The 20224-nt window shown below is 37.9% G+C and carries 22 protein-coding genes; all 22 read left to right on the top strand.

Annotation, left to right across the window (positions count from 1 at the left end):
• The 22 genes from RB604_RS06735 (at position 1) to RB604_RS06630 (ending at position 20218) form a co-directional block, all read left to right on the top strand.
• On the top strand, positions 1 to 999 hold the full coding sequence (locus tag RB604_RS06735; RefSeq protein WP_005926651.1) for an RHS repeat-associated core domain-containing protein: 999 nt from the start codon (positions 1 to 3) through the stop codon (positions 997 to 999).
• A gap of 6 nt (positions 1000 to 1005) precedes the next feature.
• Positions 1006 to 1437 (top strand): hypothetical protein, encoded by a 432-nt coding sequence (locus RB604_RS06730; RefSeq protein WP_005926654.1) that lies wholly within the window; start codon positions 1006 to 1008, stop codon positions 1435 to 1437.
• 13 nt (positions 1438 to 1450) lie between these two features.
• Positions 1451 to 1681: a DUF7336 domain-containing protein gene (locus RB604_RS06725; RefSeq protein ID WP_224203749.1), complete on the top strand. Its 231-nt coding sequence runs from the start codon at positions 1451 to 1453 to the stop codon at positions 1679 to 1681.
• 657 nt (positions 1682 to 2338) lie between these two features.
• On the top strand, positions 2339 to 2839 hold the full coding sequence (locus tag RB604_RS06720; RefSeq protein ID WP_055293430.1) for a hypothetical protein: 501 nt from the start codon (positions 2339 to 2341) through the stop codon (positions 2837 to 2839).
• A 287-nt stretch (positions 2840 to 3126) separates the two neighbouring features.
• The gene (locus RB604_RS06715; protein WP_229103545.1) at positions 3127 to 4029 is read left to right on the top strand and encodes a hypothetical protein; all 903 of its coding nucleotides are present in this window, start codon (positions 3127 to 3129) and stop codon (positions 4027 to 4029) included.
• Between the two features lie 22 nt (positions 4030 to 4051).
• The gene (locus tag RB604_RS06710; protein WP_005926666.1) at positions 4052 to 4282 is read left to right on the top strand and encodes a type 2 periplasmic-binding domain-containing protein; all 231 of its coding nucleotides are present in this window, start codon (positions 4052 to 4054) and stop codon (positions 4280 to 4282) included.
• The gene (locus RB604_RS06705; protein ID WP_224203746.1) at positions 4269 to 4616 is read left to right on the top strand and encodes a hypothetical protein; all 348 of its coding nucleotides are present in this window, start codon (positions 4269 to 4271) and stop codon (positions 4614 to 4616) included. The genes RB604_RS06710 and RB604_RS06705 overlap by 14 nt, the downstream gene beginning before the upstream one ends.
• Positions 4617 to 4684: 68 nt before the next feature.
• Positions 4685 to 5044, top strand: coding sequence for a DUF6984 family protein (locus RB604_RS06700; protein ID WP_005926670.1), 360 nt, complete (start codon positions 4685 to 4687; stop codon positions 5042 to 5044).
• Between the two features lie 84 nt (positions 5045 to 5128).
• Positions 5129 to 5596, top strand: a complete 468-nt coding sequence (locus tag RB604_RS06695) for a hypothetical protein (protein WP_005926673.1) — start codon at positions 5129 to 5131, stop codon at positions 5594 to 5596.
• 79 nt (positions 5597 to 5675) lie between these two features.
• A complete protein-coding gene (locus tag RB604_RS06690; protein WP_005926676.1) occupies positions 5676 to 6140 on the top strand; it encodes a hypothetical protein in 465 nt (154 codons plus the stop codon).
• A 65-nt stretch (positions 6141 to 6205) separates the two neighbouring features.
• Positions 6206 to 6475 carry a hypothetical protein gene (locus RB604_RS06685; protein ID WP_055293428.1) on the top strand — a complete coding sequence of 90 codons (270 nt, stop codon included), beginning with the start codon at positions 6206 to 6208 and terminating at the stop codon, positions 6473 to 6475.
• Positions 6476 to 6569: 94 nt separating this feature from the next.
• The gene (locus RB604_RS06680) at positions 6570 to 7478 is read left to right on the top strand and encodes an Rpn family recombination-promoting nuclease/putative transposase (protein WP_055293642.1); all 909 of its coding nucleotides are present in this window, start codon (positions 6570 to 6572) and stop codon (positions 7476 to 7478) included.
• A 652-nt stretch (positions 7479 to 8130) separates the two neighbouring features.
• Positions 8131 to 8604, top strand: a complete 474-nt coding sequence (gene argR, locus RB604_RS06675; RefSeq protein ID WP_005926699.1) for an arginine repressor — start codon at positions 8131 to 8133, stop codon at positions 8602 to 8604.
• 34 nt (positions 8605 to 8638) lie between these two features.
• Entirely contained in the window at positions 8639 to 9193 is a 555-nt protein-coding gene (locus RB604_RS06670) for a GNAT family N-acetyltransferase (protein WP_005926702.1), read from the top strand.
• A 117-nt stretch (positions 9194 to 9310) separates the two neighbouring features.
• A complete protein-coding gene (locus RB604_RS06665) occupies positions 9311 to 10507 on the top strand; it encodes an argininosuccinate synthase (RefSeq protein ID WP_007478995.1) in 1197 nt (398 codons plus the stop codon).
• Between the two features lie 113 nt (positions 10508 to 10620).
• Entirely contained in the window at positions 10621 to 11589 is a 969-nt protein-coding gene (gene argC / locus RB604_RS06660) for an N-acetyl-gamma-glutamyl-phosphate reductase (protein WP_007478996.1), read from the top strand.
• A 117-nt stretch (positions 11590 to 11706) separates the two neighbouring features.
• Positions 11707 to 12828 (top strand): aspartate aminotransferase family protein, encoded by a 1122-nt coding sequence (locus tag RB604_RS06655; protein ID WP_007478997.1) that lies wholly within the window; start codon positions 11707 to 11709, stop codon positions 12826 to 12828.
• A gap of 306 nt (positions 12829 to 13134) precedes the next feature.
• Positions 13135 to 13908, top strand: coding sequence for a pyrroline-5-carboxylate reductase (gene proC, locus RB604_RS06650; RefSeq protein WP_005926714.1), 774 nt, complete (start codon positions 13135 to 13137; stop codon positions 13906 to 13908).
• A gap of 102 nt (positions 13909 to 14010) precedes the next feature.
• A complete protein-coding gene (locus RB604_RS06645; protein ID WP_005926717.1) occupies positions 14011 to 14565 on the top strand; it encodes a helix-turn-helix domain-containing protein in 555 nt (184 codons plus the stop codon).
• 8 nt (positions 14566 to 14573) lie between these two features.
• Positions 14574 to 16229 carry an AMP-binding protein gene (locus RB604_RS06640; RefSeq protein ID WP_005926719.1) on the top strand — a complete coding sequence of 552 codons (1656 nt, stop codon included), beginning with the start codon at positions 14574 to 14576 and terminating at the stop codon, positions 16227 to 16229.
• Between the two features lie 285 nt (positions 16230 to 16514).
• On the top strand, positions 16515 to 16715 hold the full coding sequence (locus RB604_RS06635; RefSeq protein WP_007478998.1) for a DUF2007-related protein: 201 nt from the start codon (positions 16515 to 16517) through the stop codon (positions 16713 to 16715).
• Between the two features lie 1493 nt (positions 16716 to 18208).
• Complete coding sequence (locus RB604_RS06630) at positions 18209 to 20218, top strand: family 10 glycosylhydrolase (protein ID WP_229104186.1); 2010 nt, start codon at positions 18209 to 18211, stop codon at positions 20216 to 20218.
• Positions 20219 to 20224: the final 6 nt, after the last annotated feature.

Here is a 20224-nt window from a genome sequence, read left to right as displayed (position 1 = left end):
ATGAAACGAATTAGCACCTTACTACTGTTCCTGCTCACGCTACTGACAGGATATGCACAAAACCCTTTTGCCACTTACGGCTACAAGCCGAAAATGGCCACTTTAAGTAATGGACGTTTTGATGAATTTCACGATAAGGATCGGATCATAGAAATTGGTTCTGTCAAGTTTGATACAAAAACAAATAAAATAGTAGGACCGGCTGAATCTGATACTTTAGATACCGTTATGGATATTCAAACGGTCAGCCGGTTTATTTCGATTGATCCTCATGCAGAAAGGTATTATTCGATTAGCCCGTACGCATATTGCAATAATAATCCTATTAGATTTATTGATCCGAATGGTCAAGATGGTTGGGATGTTGTTGTTGGTTACGGAATAGGCCTTGTCACAAACATTATTCCCGGTAGTGGTACTTTAAGAGATACTTATACTCCCAATGACCCTTCCGACTATAATGATGCACTACAAGGAATAGATAATGCATCCATATTAATTGGAGAAGGAATGATAAAAGCCGGTGGCACAGGTATGGCTGTCGGAACTGGGGCAGTAGCAGTCGGAGTTACCGCTACTGTTGGTAGTGGTGGTAGTTTAGCGATTGGTGGGGTACCCGTAGCTAGTGCTGGTGCCGTATTGATTAAAGCAGGTGCAACCACTGCAGGAACAGGTGTCGTTTTAATGGCTAATGGAAAACAAAATCAAGATGCAGGATATAATAGAGGGAAAAAAAGTATCAGCGAAACGAAAGCCGCTTTAAAAAAAGCAAAGGAAATAATAGGTTTATCTCCAGAAGAAAGTTTACCCAAAAGTGAAGGAAAATTTGGTAGCCCGCAAAGAGGAGATAGTAAAAAAGGGTATCGTTTAGATCCAGCTCATCCTAATGCCCAAGAAGGCACCCCAGAATCCCAACCCCATATCAATTACTGGGATTACACTAAAGGAAAAAGAGGAAATGGAGGAATAGAAGGTGCTATACCAATAATTATAAAATGACATATTATGGATTCTTTTAAAATAAAATTATACGAACAGGAATATAATAAACCATTTCCTTCTTTTAAACATTTAACTATTAGAGAATGCGAAGTCATAAAAAAGAAATTCTTTTTTGATTTTCAAGTAGACAACGATTTAAAATTAGTTAACGAGATAAGAAGAAATGAAATTTACATCAACAATTTCGATGCAAATAACGAACAAGATTTTAATATAAAAAAAATATTTCAACACTTAGATAAAGATGTCACTTTTAAAGTATATATTAATTGGTTTCGTTTTGATAACATAGATCAAATGAAATTTAATGACTTTTCCACTTATTTTTATGATATTTGGTTTCCTAGTGTTGATGATATAGATCTATTTGATGAAAGTTATTCTTGGATTGTTTCTATTAGACATGATGGCATGATATATGTTTGGAACCAATGATTATTTTCATATTATGAAAAAAGTATATTATGCCTTGTATCATGTTTATGAAGATGAGCAAGCAAATAAAGATGAAGAAAAGTTCATAGGATTATTTTCCACAGCAAGGAAAGCCAGACAAGTTATTGAGGAATTGAGGTATCTTCCAGGATTTAATAAATTTCCTAAAAAGAATTTTGAATTATATCATGTAGAAATAGATTTCTCTAATTGGAAAGAAGGATTTACAACAATATATTACTAATGGACAAGTTTTACAAATTAGATTATAGGCATCCGACCCGTGTAGGATATGAAGAATTGTCTATCGTTTTTTTTTCTTCATTAGATAAAGTGAGAGAGATAATAAATGACCGAATGTTACAACCGGGATTCAAAGAATATTCGTGCGATTGTTTCATTGTAACTGAGATATTTGCAGATGAATATAGATGGAAAAAAGGGTTCGAAAGTACAAAGGGACGGGATATTGAATTATAATATTGCCAATATTTACTAAAAATTATAGAGTGCGACAATATCTTTTATGGATAAAGTTTCGGAAGACATAAATCGTATTTTAGCAAAATGAGACCCTATTGAAATCGATGACAAAGATCATTTCCATTATACCGGTTAGAATAGAGAAGTCCTACTGTTAGATTCACTGAGCATTTAAATTCAAACACTGCAAGAGCAACATTGAATTATCAAGTGGTTTCAGGAGCTACTAATTTAACTCAAATTCAAGCAAGGATTTGGGAACAAACTTTAATAAATCAATATGGTTTAGGAAAAAATGGAGGATTGCTTTTCAATAAAATCAATTCCATAGCGCCTAAATATTGGGGACAATATGGGATCAAATAAAATTATTTCCAAATAAAAGATTTAGTATATTTCTATAAAAACGGTCAAAACTATGGTAAGAATATATACAAAAATAGGAGATGTTTTCTCTGCAAAAACAGACGAGAAAACTAAAAAATATTTTCAATTAATAGCTTATGATTTAACACAACTAAATAGTGATGTTATTAGAGTATTTAAGGAACGATATCCAATAAATTCAAATCCTGACTTATCAAAAATAGTAAGCGGTGAAATAGATTTTTATATACATTGTACAACAAAAGCAGGTATAAAGATGAACCTTTGGAACAAAATTGGTAATAACAAGAATTTTGGAGAAACCAATCATATATTATTCAGAAGCACAAACGATTATGGAGTAAAACCTGGCGAAAAGCCTATAACAGTCTCTACAGAATGGTGGGTGTGGCGAATTAATGAAAAACAGAAATATGTAGGAAAATTAGAAAAAGAATATCAAAAATCATATATTGGATTGATAGTAAGTCCATTCGTTCTTTTAGAACTGATAAAAGATTATAGATATTCCATAAATTATCCCTCGTTTTGAAAAGGGATAATTTACAACCAAACATTACAATCGGAATTCAAAGAATATTCGCGCGATTGTTTCATTGTAACTGAGATATTTGCAGATGAATACAGATGGGAAAAAGGGTTCAAAAGTATAAAGGAACGGGATATTGAGTTACAATATAGCCAATATTTATGAGAATTTATTAAAAACAAACTTTAATGACAAAAACAGGATTTTTAATATGCTTTTTATTTATTGTTAATAAAGCATTTGCACAAGTTGACAATTTCTATTATACCAGCTATAATAAGATAGACTCAATGTTAACAGGCAAAAAAGAGTTGAATTTGAAAGAAGCTATATTTACAACTGAAAATGCCTACTTTGACGGTAATCTAAGCCACTATAGATTCGAGAATAGTTTACAGCAATTCACATCTTTTATCAAGTCACTCTCTACAAATAAGTTAATCAGTTATAATCATACTGATTTTCATTCAGTTAACACTCATGCTGCTATCTTTCGGATGATGACAGATACAATTCCGGTACACGTTTCCGACACTACCTTATTATACCATTTACCTTTCCAATATAATTTTGATGATTATGCAGGCAAAAAAGAATGGAGCAACATGTTTGTCTCTACTTTAATGGTTACACGTAAAGGGAATTGTCACTCATTACCCCTATTCTACAAACTGCTGACCGAAGAATTGGGTGAGAAATCGTGGTTGGCATTAGCGCCCAATCACGCTTACATCAAACTACACAACCAAGCCGACGGTTGGTATAATGTGGAACTGACTTCGGGACAATTTCCTACTGACGTATGGATAAAAGCTTCCGGATATATCCATACCGACGCTATTCGAAACGGTATTTATATGGATACACTTTCTTTGAAAGCTACAGTTGCTATTTGTATGACGGATCTGGCTGAAGGTTATAAGCATAAGTTCACTTCTACCTACGAACCGGAATTCATACTGCAATGCTGCAATCGTACCTTGGAAGCATTTCCTAATTATATTAACGCTTTATTACTTAAAGCAGAAACATTATTCGAGATGTTTACGAAAACAAAAAATGAAAATTATTATCGGAAAGCAGAAAATATTTATTCACATATCCATCAGTTAGGTTATCGCAAAATGCCCGAAAAGATGTATCTGAAATGGTTACAATCGATAAAGGAACATCCCGGCACACACCATCAATAAAAATCAAGAAAACATCCCATATATGTCCCTAATCAACCAATTTAACAAAATTGAAAATATGAAAGCTATTTATAATCACATGAAATTTATAATCAAAAATGATTTTCCAGAAATAGGGGTATATTTATATGTTTTTCAAAAAGGCAAATGCATTGCGGATTACTTACAGGACGACAGCTCCTTGTGTAAAGAAGTTGCACTGGAGGAATATGGAGTTCCTATGGATATTTGGCAAGAAAGTGAAGATAATTAAAATCCAAGGTATTTTTTTTATAGAGATAAGTAAAGAATTACCAGAAGCATCAACTCACACAATAAATAACTTTAAGAAGCAAAAAATGAGAATTAGATTGAATCAAAATCAGATGAACTATTTATATGATAATTTCATAAAAGGCAATACCTGTTTAATGCTAAAATTGAGAATCGATAAAAAAGAGAATGTCTATTTGATTGAAGTTAATGATGATATAGCTGATCAAATAAGAGATTGGGCAAATTTGCAATTACAAAGAAAAGGATTTGACAGGCATTACAAATTGACAAAAGAAGGTGAAATCTTAGACATGTTGATTGACGCTTTTTAGACAAAAAAATATTAGCTTATACAGTAAATCAAGATATAATATAAAACAAATTCGTAATATCAAACCATATGAGAGAATTAAACCTGCAAGAAGAAAAACTTTTGGAAGAGTTGATTTCGCGTTCAAATATAAAGATTCCTTCTAATTGGAAAAATGATTTATTAGTATCTCCTTTACATGATGGAAAAATGGGGAGTTTAACACTGTTCCCACACAATACGCTCAACAAAGAACGCCATTTTGGGGTGCAAGTTAGCGAATGCCAATTTAAAGATATTGATGGAGTGCCAGTAATAGCCTCTTTATATTTAGATAAAGATAACGAACTTTTCGAATTAGATATATGGAAAGTTGATTTTAGTAAATTGGAGATGATTCCTTCTCATTTTGAGGATGTTGAATATTCAAACCAAATACCGAAAAAATAAAGCGAGAAGTAGGCGGTTTCGATAAAAGACACTCGCTACTGATGAATTTTTATTCTCAATTGCTCATTTAAATAATCAATACCCATGAATGCCAACGAAATAATCAAATCTTTTTCCGATTTCTTAAATGCAAGTTGGAACTATGTTATTCCATTGTTATCGGAAAGAACTTATACATCAAATGAAGATTCAATAAATGATTGGATGCAGGCAAATTGGGAATTATTGGTTGAGAGAAAAATTCTGCCATTAAACGAATACCTGGAAGTTTATGGAGATGGAGCAGATTTTAATGGTATAAGCAGTAGAATAACCGATATCAATATAGCCGCAACTCACTATCTTTCAGTATTCATTCATCACGGAACAGATCTATTAACAAATGAAAAAATTAATAATTCCATCTTTTCATTTGAAAAGTTTGTAGGATTTAGAGCAGGTTTTTACACTGTAGCACCTCCGTTTAAATATGTTCTTGTGTTGGACAATAACAATATGGAAAGAGTTTTCCGTATTGAAAATACACATTTCGAACTACATAAGATTATATAATACCAACTCCTCATGCTTATATTAAAGAAAAGATGTATACCCAATACCACCCAAAACGGATTATCTAAAAAAGAAAGCTATGTGTGAATATCTAGATTTCAAAGAATTGAATTTACATGACTGTAAAGTCTATGCTTGGGGAATCCTTTCTGAAAGCCACAAATTATTGATGGATGTAGATTGGATCGTTTCATGGAAGCTACAAAATGGAACATATCGTTTACATATATCCCCATGCACTTTTGTATTTTCCAATGTATGGGATGTAAATATAGACATCGTCATGAATACGACTTTAATCATTGATAGTATGGAAATAATTTCAGAACAAGTACCTCACAATATATCAGTTTTGTCCAAAGGTACTAAAGAATACGCTTGTAGAATTAATTTTTTAGAAGGAAGTTTTTCTTTTAGGACTATTGATTTTACTATCATTCAACGAACCAAAGAGATAGAATCTACCATTGCCAATCTTTCTGAGAATGAGAGAGAAGGAATCTCCTTATCAATGGATGGAACTAAATATCGAGTGAATTTATAACATATCTACAATTGTACCTAAGCCTGCATAATAGTTAAGCAATTTATAGAATGTGAAAATAGCTTATGGATAAAGTTTCGGAAGACATAAATCATATTTTAGCAAAATGGGATCCTATTAGAGTTGGCGAAAACATAGCAACGGACGAATACAAAGGATACATCCCTATGATTCTCCATTTGCTTCCAAATCGGCAAGAATTGATGGAATATTTGGAAAATGTTCTTATGAATGAAATGGGTCTTGATTATAATTCAAACAATAAAAATCACCTTTATGACTTACAAAAAATTTGTAATAGCCTGATTGAAATCTATCAAAATCATAAGAAGTAAAAATTATAATACCCACACAGAAACATTTCACACGAACTTCTGCGTTACTTCGAATAGAAAAACCTATCTTTGTGATACATAAAAAACGATGATTATGGAAACAATGGACCGCTATATCCGATTTGACTGGGCAATTAAACGACTGTTGCGCCAGAAAGCCAATTTTGGGGTACTCGAAGGGCTGCTGACGGTACTGCTGAATGAAGAGGTGAAAATAGTGGAAATCCTCGAAAGTGAAAACAATCAACTGACTGCTGATGACAAGTTCAACCGTGCAGACATCAAGGCGAAGAACAGCAAAGGAGAAATCATCATTGTGGAAATACAAAACACTCGTGAATTGTATTATCTCGAACGCATCCTTTATGGAGTGGCGAAAGCAATTACCGAGCATATCTCACTCGGAGAACGCTATTATGAAGTGAAGAAGATATATTCCGTCAGCATTCTCTATTTTGATATTGGCAGGGGAGAAGATTACCTGTATCATGGGCAAAACACGTTTTTAGGTGTACATACCGGTGATCAGCTATTGGTCACCACCAAAGAGAGGGATGCCATAGTGACCAAGTTACCCGCCGAAGTATTTCCCGAATATTTTCTAATTCGCGTAAACGAATTCGACAAAGCCGCTGTCACCCCACTCGAAGAATGGATAAAATACTTGAAAACCGGAAGAATACGGCCGGACACCGTAGCACCGGGACTTGCAGAAGCCAGACAGAAACTCATTTATTATAATATGACCGCGGAAGAACGGCATGCCTATGACGAACATCTGAATGCTATCATGATTCAGAATGATGTGCTGGACGGAGCTAAACTGGAAGGATTGCAGGAAGGACGTGCGGAAGGACATGCGGAAGGATTGCAGGAAGGATTGCAGGAAGGCAAAAAGCTAAGCCAGATCGAAGTAGCCCGTAACTTAAAAAAGATGGGACTTTCCACAGAAATGATTGTCCAGGGAACCGGATTATCCGTAGAAGAAATAGAGAATTTATAAGACCAGTGTAGCCCGCTCTATCATAGACGTGTTAGCAAAAAGAGGTTTTTTCTTTTTGCTAACACGTTTCATTTTTCATTACAACTAATAAATGTTTTTATTATTATACCTTTATTAGTTGTCACATCTTATGAATATTCTATTTGCTTCTCAGTAAGAAACACTCCGTTGCTCGTAGAGAAACGAGGCATTCATCGTAGAGGAACGAGCCGATTCTCTACGGATAAATTTTGCCCCACATAACATACTTACAACCAACACTTTAACAGCACACATAAATGTTATATTTTTTCACTTCTTAAACAATTCCCTTATCCCCCTTTTCCAACTACCATACATATCTGAAATCACAACAAAACCCGAATTATTTCACACAAAACACCTGTCATATAGTTGTTGTCCGTAAATCAAATGTAATAACACAGCCATTATATCTACAATACAAACACAGAGACTAATAAAAAACTTATTAGACATTATGTATCTATTTATGCTGTCATGCCAATCCGCCACCTTCATCCCCTCCTTTATTAAAACCATTCTTGAATAAATTCCGCTTTTATGTATAAAAAGAATAAAAAAGTTTGGTTTTATGCATCATTTCTCCGATTTATTGCATACTTTTGCGCCATTCTTAGAATAATTATACAAGATGAAGAAGAAAGCAAACCGATTAGACGCTATCAAAATGATTATCTCAAGCAAAGAGGTAGGTTCACAGGAAGAGTTGTTGCAGGCTCTTGCAGCCGAAGGTTTTGAACTGACGCAAGCCACTCTTTCACGTGATTTGAAGCAATTGAAAGTAGCCAAAGCAGCCAGCATGAACGGTAAATATGTATACGTATTGCCTAATGACATCATGTACAAACGTGTTGGTGACCAAAGTGCCACCGAAATGTTAATGAACAATGGCTTCGTCTCCCTGCAGTTTTCCGGCAACATAGCTGTAATCAAAACACGTCCCGGATACGCCAGCAGTATGGCTTATGATATCGACAATCGTGAGTTCGGCGATATATTAGGAACCATTGCCGGCGATGACACCATCATGCTTGTATTGCGTGAAGGTGCCGAGCCTAAAATGGTACGAAACTTCCTGTCACTTATTATTCCGAATATACAATAAACAGATAACTATATACTCGACACTTATTAAAGAAATGGAGACTCAAAAAATAGATGTGATGGTAGCCGACGCCTCACATGAGGTTTACGTTGACACTATTTTGGAGACAATCAGAAATGCAGCGAAAGTACGCGGGACAGGAATTGCAGAACGTACACACGAATATGTTGCAACCAAGATGAAAGAAGGGAAAGCCATTATCGCCCTGGAGGGAGATAAATTTGCAGGCTTCACTTATATAGAATCGTGGGGTAATAAACAATATGTAGCGACATCGGGATTGATCGTACACCCCGACTATCGCGGTTTGGGACTGGCTAAACGTATCAAACAAGCTTCTTTCAAACTCGCCCGCCTACGCTGGCCATGGGCCAAAATATTCAGTCTGACCAGTGGTGCCGCCGTTATGAAAATGAATACGGAACTCGGTTATGTACCCGTCACGTTCAACGAACTGACGGATGACGAAGCATTCTGGCGCGGCTGCGAAGGTTGTATCAACCATGATATATTGGTAGCCAAAAACCGGAAATTCTGTATTTGTACGGCAATGCTTTACGATCCGGAGAAACATAAAGAAGAAGAATAATGTGCCGATTGGTCAATGTGCCAATATGCCAATTAATAGAGAAAGAAAAGAATTAAAATAATATAATGTACCGCATCGTCAATAGAACAATCGGGGCATTAACTAATTATTAAGATCATGGAACAGAAAAAGAAAGTGGTAGTTGCATTCAGCGGGGGATTAGATACCTCGTTTACCGTAATGTATCTGGCTAAGGAGAAAGGCTATGAGGTGTATGCGGCTTGTGCCAACACGGGTGGTTTCAGCGATGAACAGTTGAAACAGAATGAAGAAAACGCATACAAGTTAGGAGCTGTGAAATACGTTACACTGGACGTGACCCAGGAATACTACGAGAAAAGCTTGAAATACATGATATTCGGAAACGTACTGCGTAACGGTACTTATCCTATTTCCGTCAGTTCGGAACGTATATTCCAGGCATTGGCTATCGCACGTTATGCCAACGAAATCGGTGCGGATGCCATCGCCCATGGTTCCACCGGTGCCGGCAACGATCAGATTCGTTTTGACATGACTTTCCTTGTACTGGCTCCGGGTGTGGAAATCATCACATTGACCCGTGACATGGCATTGAGCCGTCAGGAAGAAATAGACTACTTGAATAAAAACGGTTTCAGTGCAGACTTTACCAAGCTGAAATATTCCTATAATGTCGGATTGTGGGGTACTTCCATCTGTGGCGGCGAAATTCTCGACTCGGCACAAGGGCTACCCGAAACAGCCTACTTGAAACAGGTGCAGAAGGAAGGAAGCGAACAGTTACGCCTTGAATTTAAACAGGGAGAACTTCATGCCGTAAACGGAGAAGTTTTTGAAGACAAAATTGCCGCCATCCAGAAAGTAGAAGAGATTGGCGCTCCTTACGGTATTGGGCGCGACATGCATGTGGGCGATACAATCATCGGTATTAAAGGTCGCGTAGGTTTTGAAGCAGCCGCTCCGATGTTGATTATCGGTGCACACCGCTTCCTCGAAAAATATACGCTGAGCAAATGGCAACAATACTGGAAAGATCAAGTAGCCAACTGGTATGGTATGTTCCTCCACGAAAGCCAGTACCTGGAACCTGTAATGCGCGACATCGAAGCCATGCTGCGGGAGTCGCAGCGCAATGTAAACGGTACGGCAATTCTTGAACTCCGCCCATTGTCTTTCTCTACCATAGGCGTAGAATCGGAAGATGATTTAGTAAAAACTAAATTTGGCGAATATGGCGAAATGCAGAAAGGCTGGACTGCGGAAGACGCGAAAGGATTTATCAAAGTAACTTCCACTCCGCTACGCGTTTATTATGCAAACCATGAAATTTAGTTGAAAGTTGAGAGTTGAAAGTTACTATGCAGTTCAATAGTGCAAGCCAGCTTTCAACTCCCAATTTTCAATTCTCAACTTTCAACTTTCAACTAAATAAGCTTTCAACTATTATGATAAAAGCAGGAATTATTGGTGGAGCAGGATATACGGCGGGTGAACTTATCCGCCTGCTTATCAACCACCCCGAGACAGAAATAGTATTTATCAACAGCAGCAGTAATGCCGGTAATAAGATTACCGATGTACACGAAGGACTCTACGGAGAATGTGATCTGACTTTTACCGATGAACTTCCTCTGGAAGATATCGACGTACTTTTCTTTTGTACCGCCCACGGCGATACAAAGAAATTTATCGAAAGCCATAATATACCGGAAGATCTGAAAATTATCGATCTTTCAATGGATTACCGTATCGCATCACCGGATCATGACTTCATCTACGGATTGCCAGAATTGAACCGCCGTGCCACCTGTACGGCCAAGCATGTAGCCAATCCGGGATGTTTTGCAACCTGCATCCAATTAGGACTTCTTCCATTGGCCAAACACTTGATGCTGAATGACGACATCATGGTAAATGCTATCACAGGAAGCACGGGAGCGGGAGTAAAACCTGGTGCCACCAGTCATTTCAGTTGGCGTAATAACAACATGAGTGTGTACAAAGCCTTTGACCACCAACATGTACCCGAAATCAAACAATCGCTGAAACAACTTCAAAACAGTTTCGACTCTGAGATTGATTTTATCCCTTACCGGGGTGATTTTCCACGGGGTATCTTTGCCACATTAGTGGTAAAAACCAAAGTAGCATTGGAAGAAATCGTACGCATGTATGAGGAATATTACGCAAAAGACTCATTTGTACACATCGTAGACAAAAACATCGATCTCAAACAAGTGGTCAACACCAACAAATGCCTGATACATCTGGAGAAACACGGAGATAAGCTGCTTATTATCTCATGCATCGACAACCTGTTGAAAGGTGCCAGCGGACAGGCAGTACACAATATGAACCTGATGTTCAATCTGGAAGAGACGGTAGGTCTCCGGTTAAAGCCATCGGCTTTTTAGATTGACGATTGGACGATTTACAATTAGACGATTGGAGTTACTTCAATTGTAAATCGTAAAATTAATAGTAGTAACTCCAATCGTCTAATTGTAAATCATAAAATCGTAAATATCATCATGAACCTATTCGATGTATATCCTTTATTCGACATAAACATAGTAAAAGGAAAAGGTTGCCATGTATGGGATGAAAACGGAACAGAATATCTCGACCTCTACGGAGGCCATGCCGTTATCTCCATCGGACATGCCCATCCACACTATGTAGAGATGATTAGCAGCCAAGTGGCACAACTCGGCTTTTATTCCAACTCGGTTATCAACAAGCTGCAACAGGAAGTGGCTGCACGCTTGGGAAAGATTTCCGGTTATGACGATTACTCACTGTTCTTGATCAACAGTGGTGCGGAAGCAAACGAAAATGCCTTGAAACTGGCCTCTTTCCATACCGGACGGACCAAAGTGATTTCTTTCTCCAAAGCTTTCCACGGACGTACTTCACTGGCTGTAGAAGCAACCGATAATCCTAAAATCATCGCTCCCATCAATGCGAACGGGCATATCACTTATCTTCCTCTGAACGATACGGAAGCAATGAAAGCTGAATTGGCCAAAGGGGATACCTGTGCTGTTATCATCGAAGGTATTCAGGGAGTAGGAGGTATTAAAATACCGACTGCAGAATTCCTGCAAGAGCTACGTAAGGCATGTACAGAGAATGGGACCGTACTTATCCTTGATGAAATTCAGAGCGGTTACGGACGTAGTGGTAGATTTTTTGCGCACCAATATGCAGGGATCAAACCCGACATTATCACAGTAGCCAAAGGTATCGCCAATGGTTTTCCAATGGCCGGTGTACTCATCAGCCCGATGTTCAAACCGGTTTACGGTATGTTAGGAACGACTTTCGGAGGAAATCACTTGGCCTGTGCTGCGGCATTAGCAGTTATGGACGTCATTGAGCAAGATCGTCTGGTCGAAAATGCAGCCAACATCGGTGCTTACTTATTGGAAGAGTTGAAAAAATTCCCACAAATCAAAGAAGTACGTGGATGCGGACTTATGATTGGCATGGAGTTCGAACAGCCGGTAAAAGAAATTCGCAGCCGTCTCATCCATGAACAGAAAGTATTCACCGGAGCCAGTGGAACAAATGTTATCCGACTATTGCCCCCTCTCTGCCTCAGCAAAGCAGAAGCGGATGAATTCCTCATCAGATTCAAGAAAGTACTTTAACAATAAAAATGCCGGTATATCGTCTTCTATTCAGAGATTATACCGGCATTTATTTTATATCCGGAAAAACAACCTTCCTACTGTCCTTTCAAACGAAACGACCTCTCAAAATAAAGTATAGACTCTTATGTAGGAAAAGCATACACTCTTATCTTATAAGTCACTGGTATTCCTATAATTACCGAACAAAATTAGCATATAAATTCATAAAATCAATTTTCCACAAGAAAAATACCTGCCACAATTATTCGAATTTTCACTTTTTACATTTACCTTTGTCTCCAACGTACTAAATAACATCAAATTATGAAAGTAGCTATCATTGGTGCAGGAAATATGGGCTCTGCCATTGCACGCGGTTTAGCCCAGGGATATTTGGTTCAAGGACATGAAATTGTTGTGTCCAACCCAACGAATGGGAAATTGGAGAAACTAAAAGCCGACTTTCCCAACATTAAAACAACGAACAACAATATGGATGCAGCAAGCAATGCCGACATTGTAATCGCTGCTGTAAAACCTTGGTTAATAGAGGAGGTACTCGAACCACTCCGTTTGAAACGCACACAGATACTCGTGTCTTTAGCCGCCGGTATTTGTTTCGACGATTTAGCGCATTTTTGTGGTGAGCCGGAAATGCCGATTTTCCGTGTTATTCCCAATACCGCCATTGCCGAACGTGCCAGCATGACTCTTATAGCCGCTCGCAATGCTTCAGATAAACAAAAGAAATTATTAACTGATATGTTCGACGAGATGGGACTGACCATGATGATATCGGAAAGTAAAATAGCAGCAGCAACTGCGCTGACTTCATGTGGTATTGCCTATGTGCTGAAATATGTACAGGCCGCCATGCAGGCAGGTATCGAAATGGGAATCGCACCTAAGGACGGTATGAAAATGGTTGCACAAACACTAATAGGCGGGGCTGAATTGTTGTTAAACAAAGATACGCATCCTAGTGTTGAGATCGACAAAGTGACAACACCCGGTGGAATCACAATTAAAGGTATCAACGAATTGGAACATGCCGGATTTACCTCGGCAATAATAAAAGCAATGAAGGCCTCTAAATAATGCCAAGAATAAAAATGAGAACTCAAACTCCATTAAGAATTATTACGAGCATGAAAACACCCCAACAAACTATTAACATTTACACATTAATTCATTAAATACATGGATGATAAAATTAAGCAAATAGCCGAACGACTACGCGGATTGCGTGATGTACTGGAACTTACAGCAGAAGACATTGCCCGCGATTGTGATATCTCTGCCGAAGAATACCGTTTGGCAGAAACAGGAGAATATGATATTTCAGTAAGTATGCTGCAAAAGATAGCACGTAAGTATGGTATCGCCCTGGATGCACTCATGTTTGGTGAAGAGCCCAAAATGAGCAGTTATTTTTTAACCCGCGCCGGGAAAGGAACAAGTATCGAACGTACCAGAGCATACAAATACCAATCATTAGCAGCAGGATTTATCAATCGGAGCGCTGATCCGTTCATCGTAACCGTTGAACCGAAACCGGATAACGAACCGATACATTACAACAGCCATACCGGCCAAGAATTCAACTTGGTACTTGAAGGACGTATGCTGATTAATATCGAAGGCAAAGAACTGATACTGAACGAAGGTGACAGTCTTTATTTCAACTCAAAACTCCCACACGGCATGAAAGCACTCGATGGAAAAACAGTACGTTTCCTTGCCGTCATCATGTAATATTAATTATGGTAGAAAGATTCTTATCACAAACAACATTCTCCTCACAGGAGGATTTTATCAAAAATCTTAAGATTAACGTACCCGAAAACTTTAACTTCGGATATGATATAGTAGATGCTTGGGCTGCCGAAGAGCCAAATAAGTCTGCATTACTGTGGACGAACGATAAAGGCGAGCATGTGCAGTTCACATTTGCCGATATGAAGCATTATACAGACATAACGGCCTCTTATTTCCAGTCATTGGGAATTGGACGCGGCGATATGGTAATGTTGATTCTAAAACGCCGGTATGAATTTTGGTTCAGTATCATAGCGTTACACAAACTGGGAGCTACGGTAATCCCCGCAACTCACCTATTAACTAAAAAAGATATCGTATATCGCTGCAATGCCGCAGATATTAAAATGATCGTTGCCGCCGGCGAAGAAGTGATCACCAAACATATCATCGAAGCTATGCCCGATTGCCCGACTGTACATAAACTTGTCAGCGTAGGGCCCGAGATCCCTGAAGGATTTGAAGATTTCCATAAAGGTATCCAAGGAGCAGCCCCGTTCGTAAAACCTGAACATCCGAATACGAACGATGACATTTCACTGATGTATTTCACTTCCGGCACTACCGGCGAGCCTAAAATGGTAGCACATGATTTTACTTATCCGTTAGGCCATATCGTTACAGGTAGTTTCTGGCACAACCTTACCCCAAAAAGTCTCCACCTCACCATAGCCGATACAGGTTGGGGGAAAGCCGTATGGGGAAAGTTATATGGACAATGGATTGCCGGAGCTAACATATTTGTATACGATCATGAAAAATTCACCCCGGGTGACATCCTAACAAAGATACAAGATTACCACGTCACGTCTCTCTGTGCACCACCTACCATCTTCCGCTTTCTTATTCATGAAGATCTGACCAAATACGATCTTTCTTCATTGCAATATTGTACAATTGCCGGTGAAGCACTGAATCCCGCCGTATTCGACACTTTCAAGAAGCTGACAGGCATCAAACTAATGGAAGGATTCGGACAGACAGAAACAACACTGACCGTAGCTACTTTTCCTTGGATGGAACCGAAACCGGGAAGCATGGGAGTCCCTAACCCGCAATATGATGTGGATCTGATCGACCACGACGGACGTTCGGTAGAAGCCGGCGAGCAAGGGCAAATCGTTATCCGTACAAACAGAGGAAAGCCATTAGGACTTTTCAAGGAGTATTATCGTGACGCTGCCCGTACCCATGAAGCGTGGAACAACGGTATTTATTATACCGGTGATGTGGCCTGGAAAGACGAGGACGGTTATCTATGGTTTGTAGGCCGTGCCGACGATGTCATTAAAAGTTCCGGCTATCGCATCGGTCCGTTCGAAGTGGAAAGTGCGTTAATGACCCATCCGGCTGTTGTGGAGTGTGCCATTACCGGAGTACCCGACGAAATTCGTGGACAAGTAGTAAAAGCCACCATCGTTTTGTCCAAGGAATATAAAGCACAAGCAGGGGAAGGCCTAATAAAGGAACTTCAAAACCATGTGAAAAAAGTGACCGCACCATACAAATATCCACGTGTCATTGAATTCGTTGATGAACTTCCGAAAACAATCAGTGGTAAAATACGTCGTGTGGAAATCCGGAAAAACGATGAAAAATAAAAGTATACCTTAAACTTCACTTTTCAAATATCAGGAAACCGGTTGCAAGAATGACATGCGCTTTGAATCAATGAAAATCGCTACATTTCTGCAACCGGTTCCTTTTTAAGGATATTTGTTTTCTCATAATATCAACAGTCACCGAAAAAGACAAATTTGGAGCAATTCATATCCTAAATTGCTAACGTTTGCAACAATTCTTCTAAAGATTGAACGAATATTCGTCATTGGACTTGAAAACATGCTCTATATTTGCAAACAGAATACAACAAAAACCAGAAACAGATGATCACAAGTAGAAAAATTTCCCAAGTAGACGTTTTCACCGGTAGTCCGTGGGAAGCAACCAGCGTAAAAAACCTTCTCAATGCAGCCTACATTGAAGTTTCAATGAAAGACAAAGGAACTAACAGTATTTTATTATCCGTACCCTGCGAATTTTATACCGCAGCTATGCGCGTCATAAACAACAGAAAAAGTTCATAAACTCACAAGCACTAAAATTAAACTTTAAATCAGATTGAAGCCGGCCCGATACGAAATCGAAGTCGGCCTTTTTTATATGAGCATGTAATCAAAGCGCATAGTAGAACCGATAGCACTTAATTAGCGTGGGTTCGGGATAAGGAATTAGAAAAACATCACCTATTTATACCGTTAATATATAATCCAAAACTTAGATTTCAATAGTTACTTCTTCCTAAAACAAGTGTCGATCCATAGAAAGAAAAATAATCTTCAATGAAAGAAAAACTATAACCGCAAGTTCTGATTTTAAAAACAAAAGTTCTGTTTTTAAAATCAGAACTTGCGGTTATAAAACCAAAACTTTAAATTATAGATTAGAAAAGAGGATAGAAAAGTTTACTACCCGACAATAGAAAGTTTATACCGCATGATAAGGAATTTTTCTTCCAATATCTTATCCGCAATTTTATTTCTTTCTATACCACAGGCATGAATCACGTTATGGAATACTTATCGGAGGGGGTACTTCTATTTACTAAAAATTATTTATTGACCTCAACTCTATACAAGAATGATGTTATATAACGTCTCTCCTTTCGGGAAGGAAAGCTCCCCTTTAGGAGACAGTGGTAGGTTAAACAATGATTTTTCCACTTAGAGAGATTGGAATATCTCTCACTTATACCCATCCATCCCGTCCTCCAGTACCCCTCCTTCTTGGTAAAAATAAACAAAAAACACCGATTTGTATTCAAATCGAAAATATAAAAATGTAAGATTGTTATAAAAGAGAAGTCTCACACATTAGAAATCACGAATTATGGTAATTAAAAAAAAGTCTAATAACTAAATTAACCAGATTTCATTTTATGAGCAGAAATATTCTAAATATTAGTATCAAAATACATATTTATATTAAATACACTTCTTAAGTTTATCATCACAGCTAATTCATTTACACTTTAATTTGCAAATTAATGATCATAATTCAAAATTATTGCAAATAAAAATCTCTAATACATAAAAGATTCTTATATTTGTTTCAGAATACTCTAAAAAGGAGTTCCTCTTATCATTATTCAATATTGATTTTGTCATCTATAGTACAAATAACAAATTGATATATTGATAATTATAAGAGAAAACATAAGTTCTCTACGAGAACTTACCAATTACTTTTGAAAACAATAACCCTTTGTAAACGTTGAATAAACCTGAAAATTGAATTACTTAATAAAGGAGTCATTTTATCCGGTCTCATTTTGAGAAGTCTCGCTTATGAATATGTTTCATTCATGAAGAAAGGATAAAAATTTACCCAAAAAAAGAAATCAAAAATAGTTTATAAAGATACTGATAACTTAAAAAAGGGAAATCAAACAGTCCTTAAATATATAGGGGACTGTATTTATTAATATTATAACAATACTATGTACACTAAAAAACATTACCTGCTTCTCGTATTTTTATATGCTTTCATAAGCATGGAAGCTCAGCCTCCTAAACGAGAAATGCGAGCAACTTGGATTGCTACAGTAGGCGGCATTGACTGGCCCAAAACCACAGGAGCCACCTCACAAAAAGCAGAGATGCTCAAAATGCTTGATTCGATTCAAACATTAAACCTCAACACCGTATTTTTCCAAGTACGCTCACGTTGTGACGCGATGTATAAATCGTCTTATGAGCCATGGTCAAGCGATTTAAAAATATCGCGAGGATCCGATCCGGGATATGACCCGTTATCCTTCGTTATAGAAGAATGTCATAAACGAGGGCTTGAGTGTCATGCATGGCTCAACCCATATCGCTATAACAAAACCGGTGACGGATGGACAGGTGCCAATAACTGGCCATCAAACTATGAACGCACGCACCCGGAATGGTTACTTTGGTATCCAGACAACGTGATCTTAGATCCTGCTATCCCCGAAGTACGATTACAGATTACAAATATAGTAAAAGAAATAACCACAAACTATGATATAGACGGCATTATTTTTGATGACTATTTTTATCCATACGGAGGTACCGCCAATCAAGATGCAAAATCACAATCCCAATATTTCGAAGCATGGTCAGACGCCCATCCCGATAAAACGGTACACGACTGGCGGCGTGACAATGTAAACCGAATGATTGCCGATGTTTATCATACTATTCAAGCAACCAAACCTTACGTAGCATTTGGAGTTTCTCCATTTGGCATTTGGACCACCAACACCAATGTGGCAGAAGAAGAAGGCATTCCATTACCCTCAGGTATATCAGGAGGGAATATGTATCAAGAAATTTATTGTGACCCAGTGGCATGGCTTAAAGAAGGTACAGTTGACTACCTTTCTCCGCAATTGTATTGGAAGATAGGTGGTGCGCAAGACTATAATAAGCTTTGTGCCTGGTGGACAGACTTAGCCAACCGTTTTGGAAAACAGTTCTATTCAAGTATGGCTCTCTATCGTTATGCGGAAAATAATTCAAGTAACACAGGTTATTACAAAAATACCGATGAGTTTAAGAATCAAACCTTGAAGAATCGTAGCGCAAACTATGACAATGCACCTGGAAATGTATTTTACAACACTTTAGCATGGGTTTATGATATGCCTTTCCGTAATAAATTCAAAACAGACGTTTTTCAGTACCCGGCGTTAACACCTGCTATCCACTGGAAACCGGCACCGGAACAAGAACCTATTTCATTTACAGGCCCGCCACAAGGCAGCATTATCTCATGGATACACAATTCCGATGAAAATGTACGTTACGCTGTTTATGCCGTACCGATTGCTAAAAGGAATGAAGCAGGCGCCTTTTCCAAATCGGAAAATTTAGTTGCCATCACCTACGATAAACAATTTCGCATGAAAAAAGGCATATCGACTTCTACGCACAAAATTGCCGTATCAGTTATTGACCGTTATGGTAATGAATACGCTCCACGTGTATTTGGCGAATCACCGGCCGCACCAGTCACTGCGGTACTGACTTATCCGGATAATAATGCCAACATTTCCAAAGCCACTTTATTCCAATGGCAAGGAGCCCCAGATGTCGATTGTTATATCTGGCAATTATCCCGCAATAGCCAATTTACCGATTTAGTGGCTTCAATGGAAACCACAGATACCAAATATAACTCCGGATTAGTAGGTAGCATAAAAGAGAACGCAACATATTGGTGGCGTGTAAAGACACGGAAAGCCAATACATTAGACACATGGTCAGAAGTACGCCAGTTCACAATAGGAACAGTAAGTAGCATAAATACACCTGCCATAACCGATTCACAAATTTACACATACAACGAATATGGAACTTCGTATTTATTTATATATGCAGATAGAACCTCAAATGCAATGCTTGAGGTCTATTCCACGTTGGGGCATTACACGTCTTCCCAAAGAATCGGTCTATTGGAAGGTGAAAATAGAATTCCGCTATCACTGCCTAACAAAGATATGTATATCGTAAAACTGAAAATAGAAGAAAAGCAATTGACACTAAAAATAATCAACTAATCTTTC

Source organism: Bacteroides salyersiae, from assembly GCF_031172035.1.
GTDB lineage: Bacteria > Bacteroidota > Bacteroidia > Bacteroidales > Bacteroidaceae > Bacteroides > Bacteroides salyersiae.
Note: the sequence above shows the minus strand (reverse complement) of the source record. Positions and strands in the feature narration are given on the sequence as shown.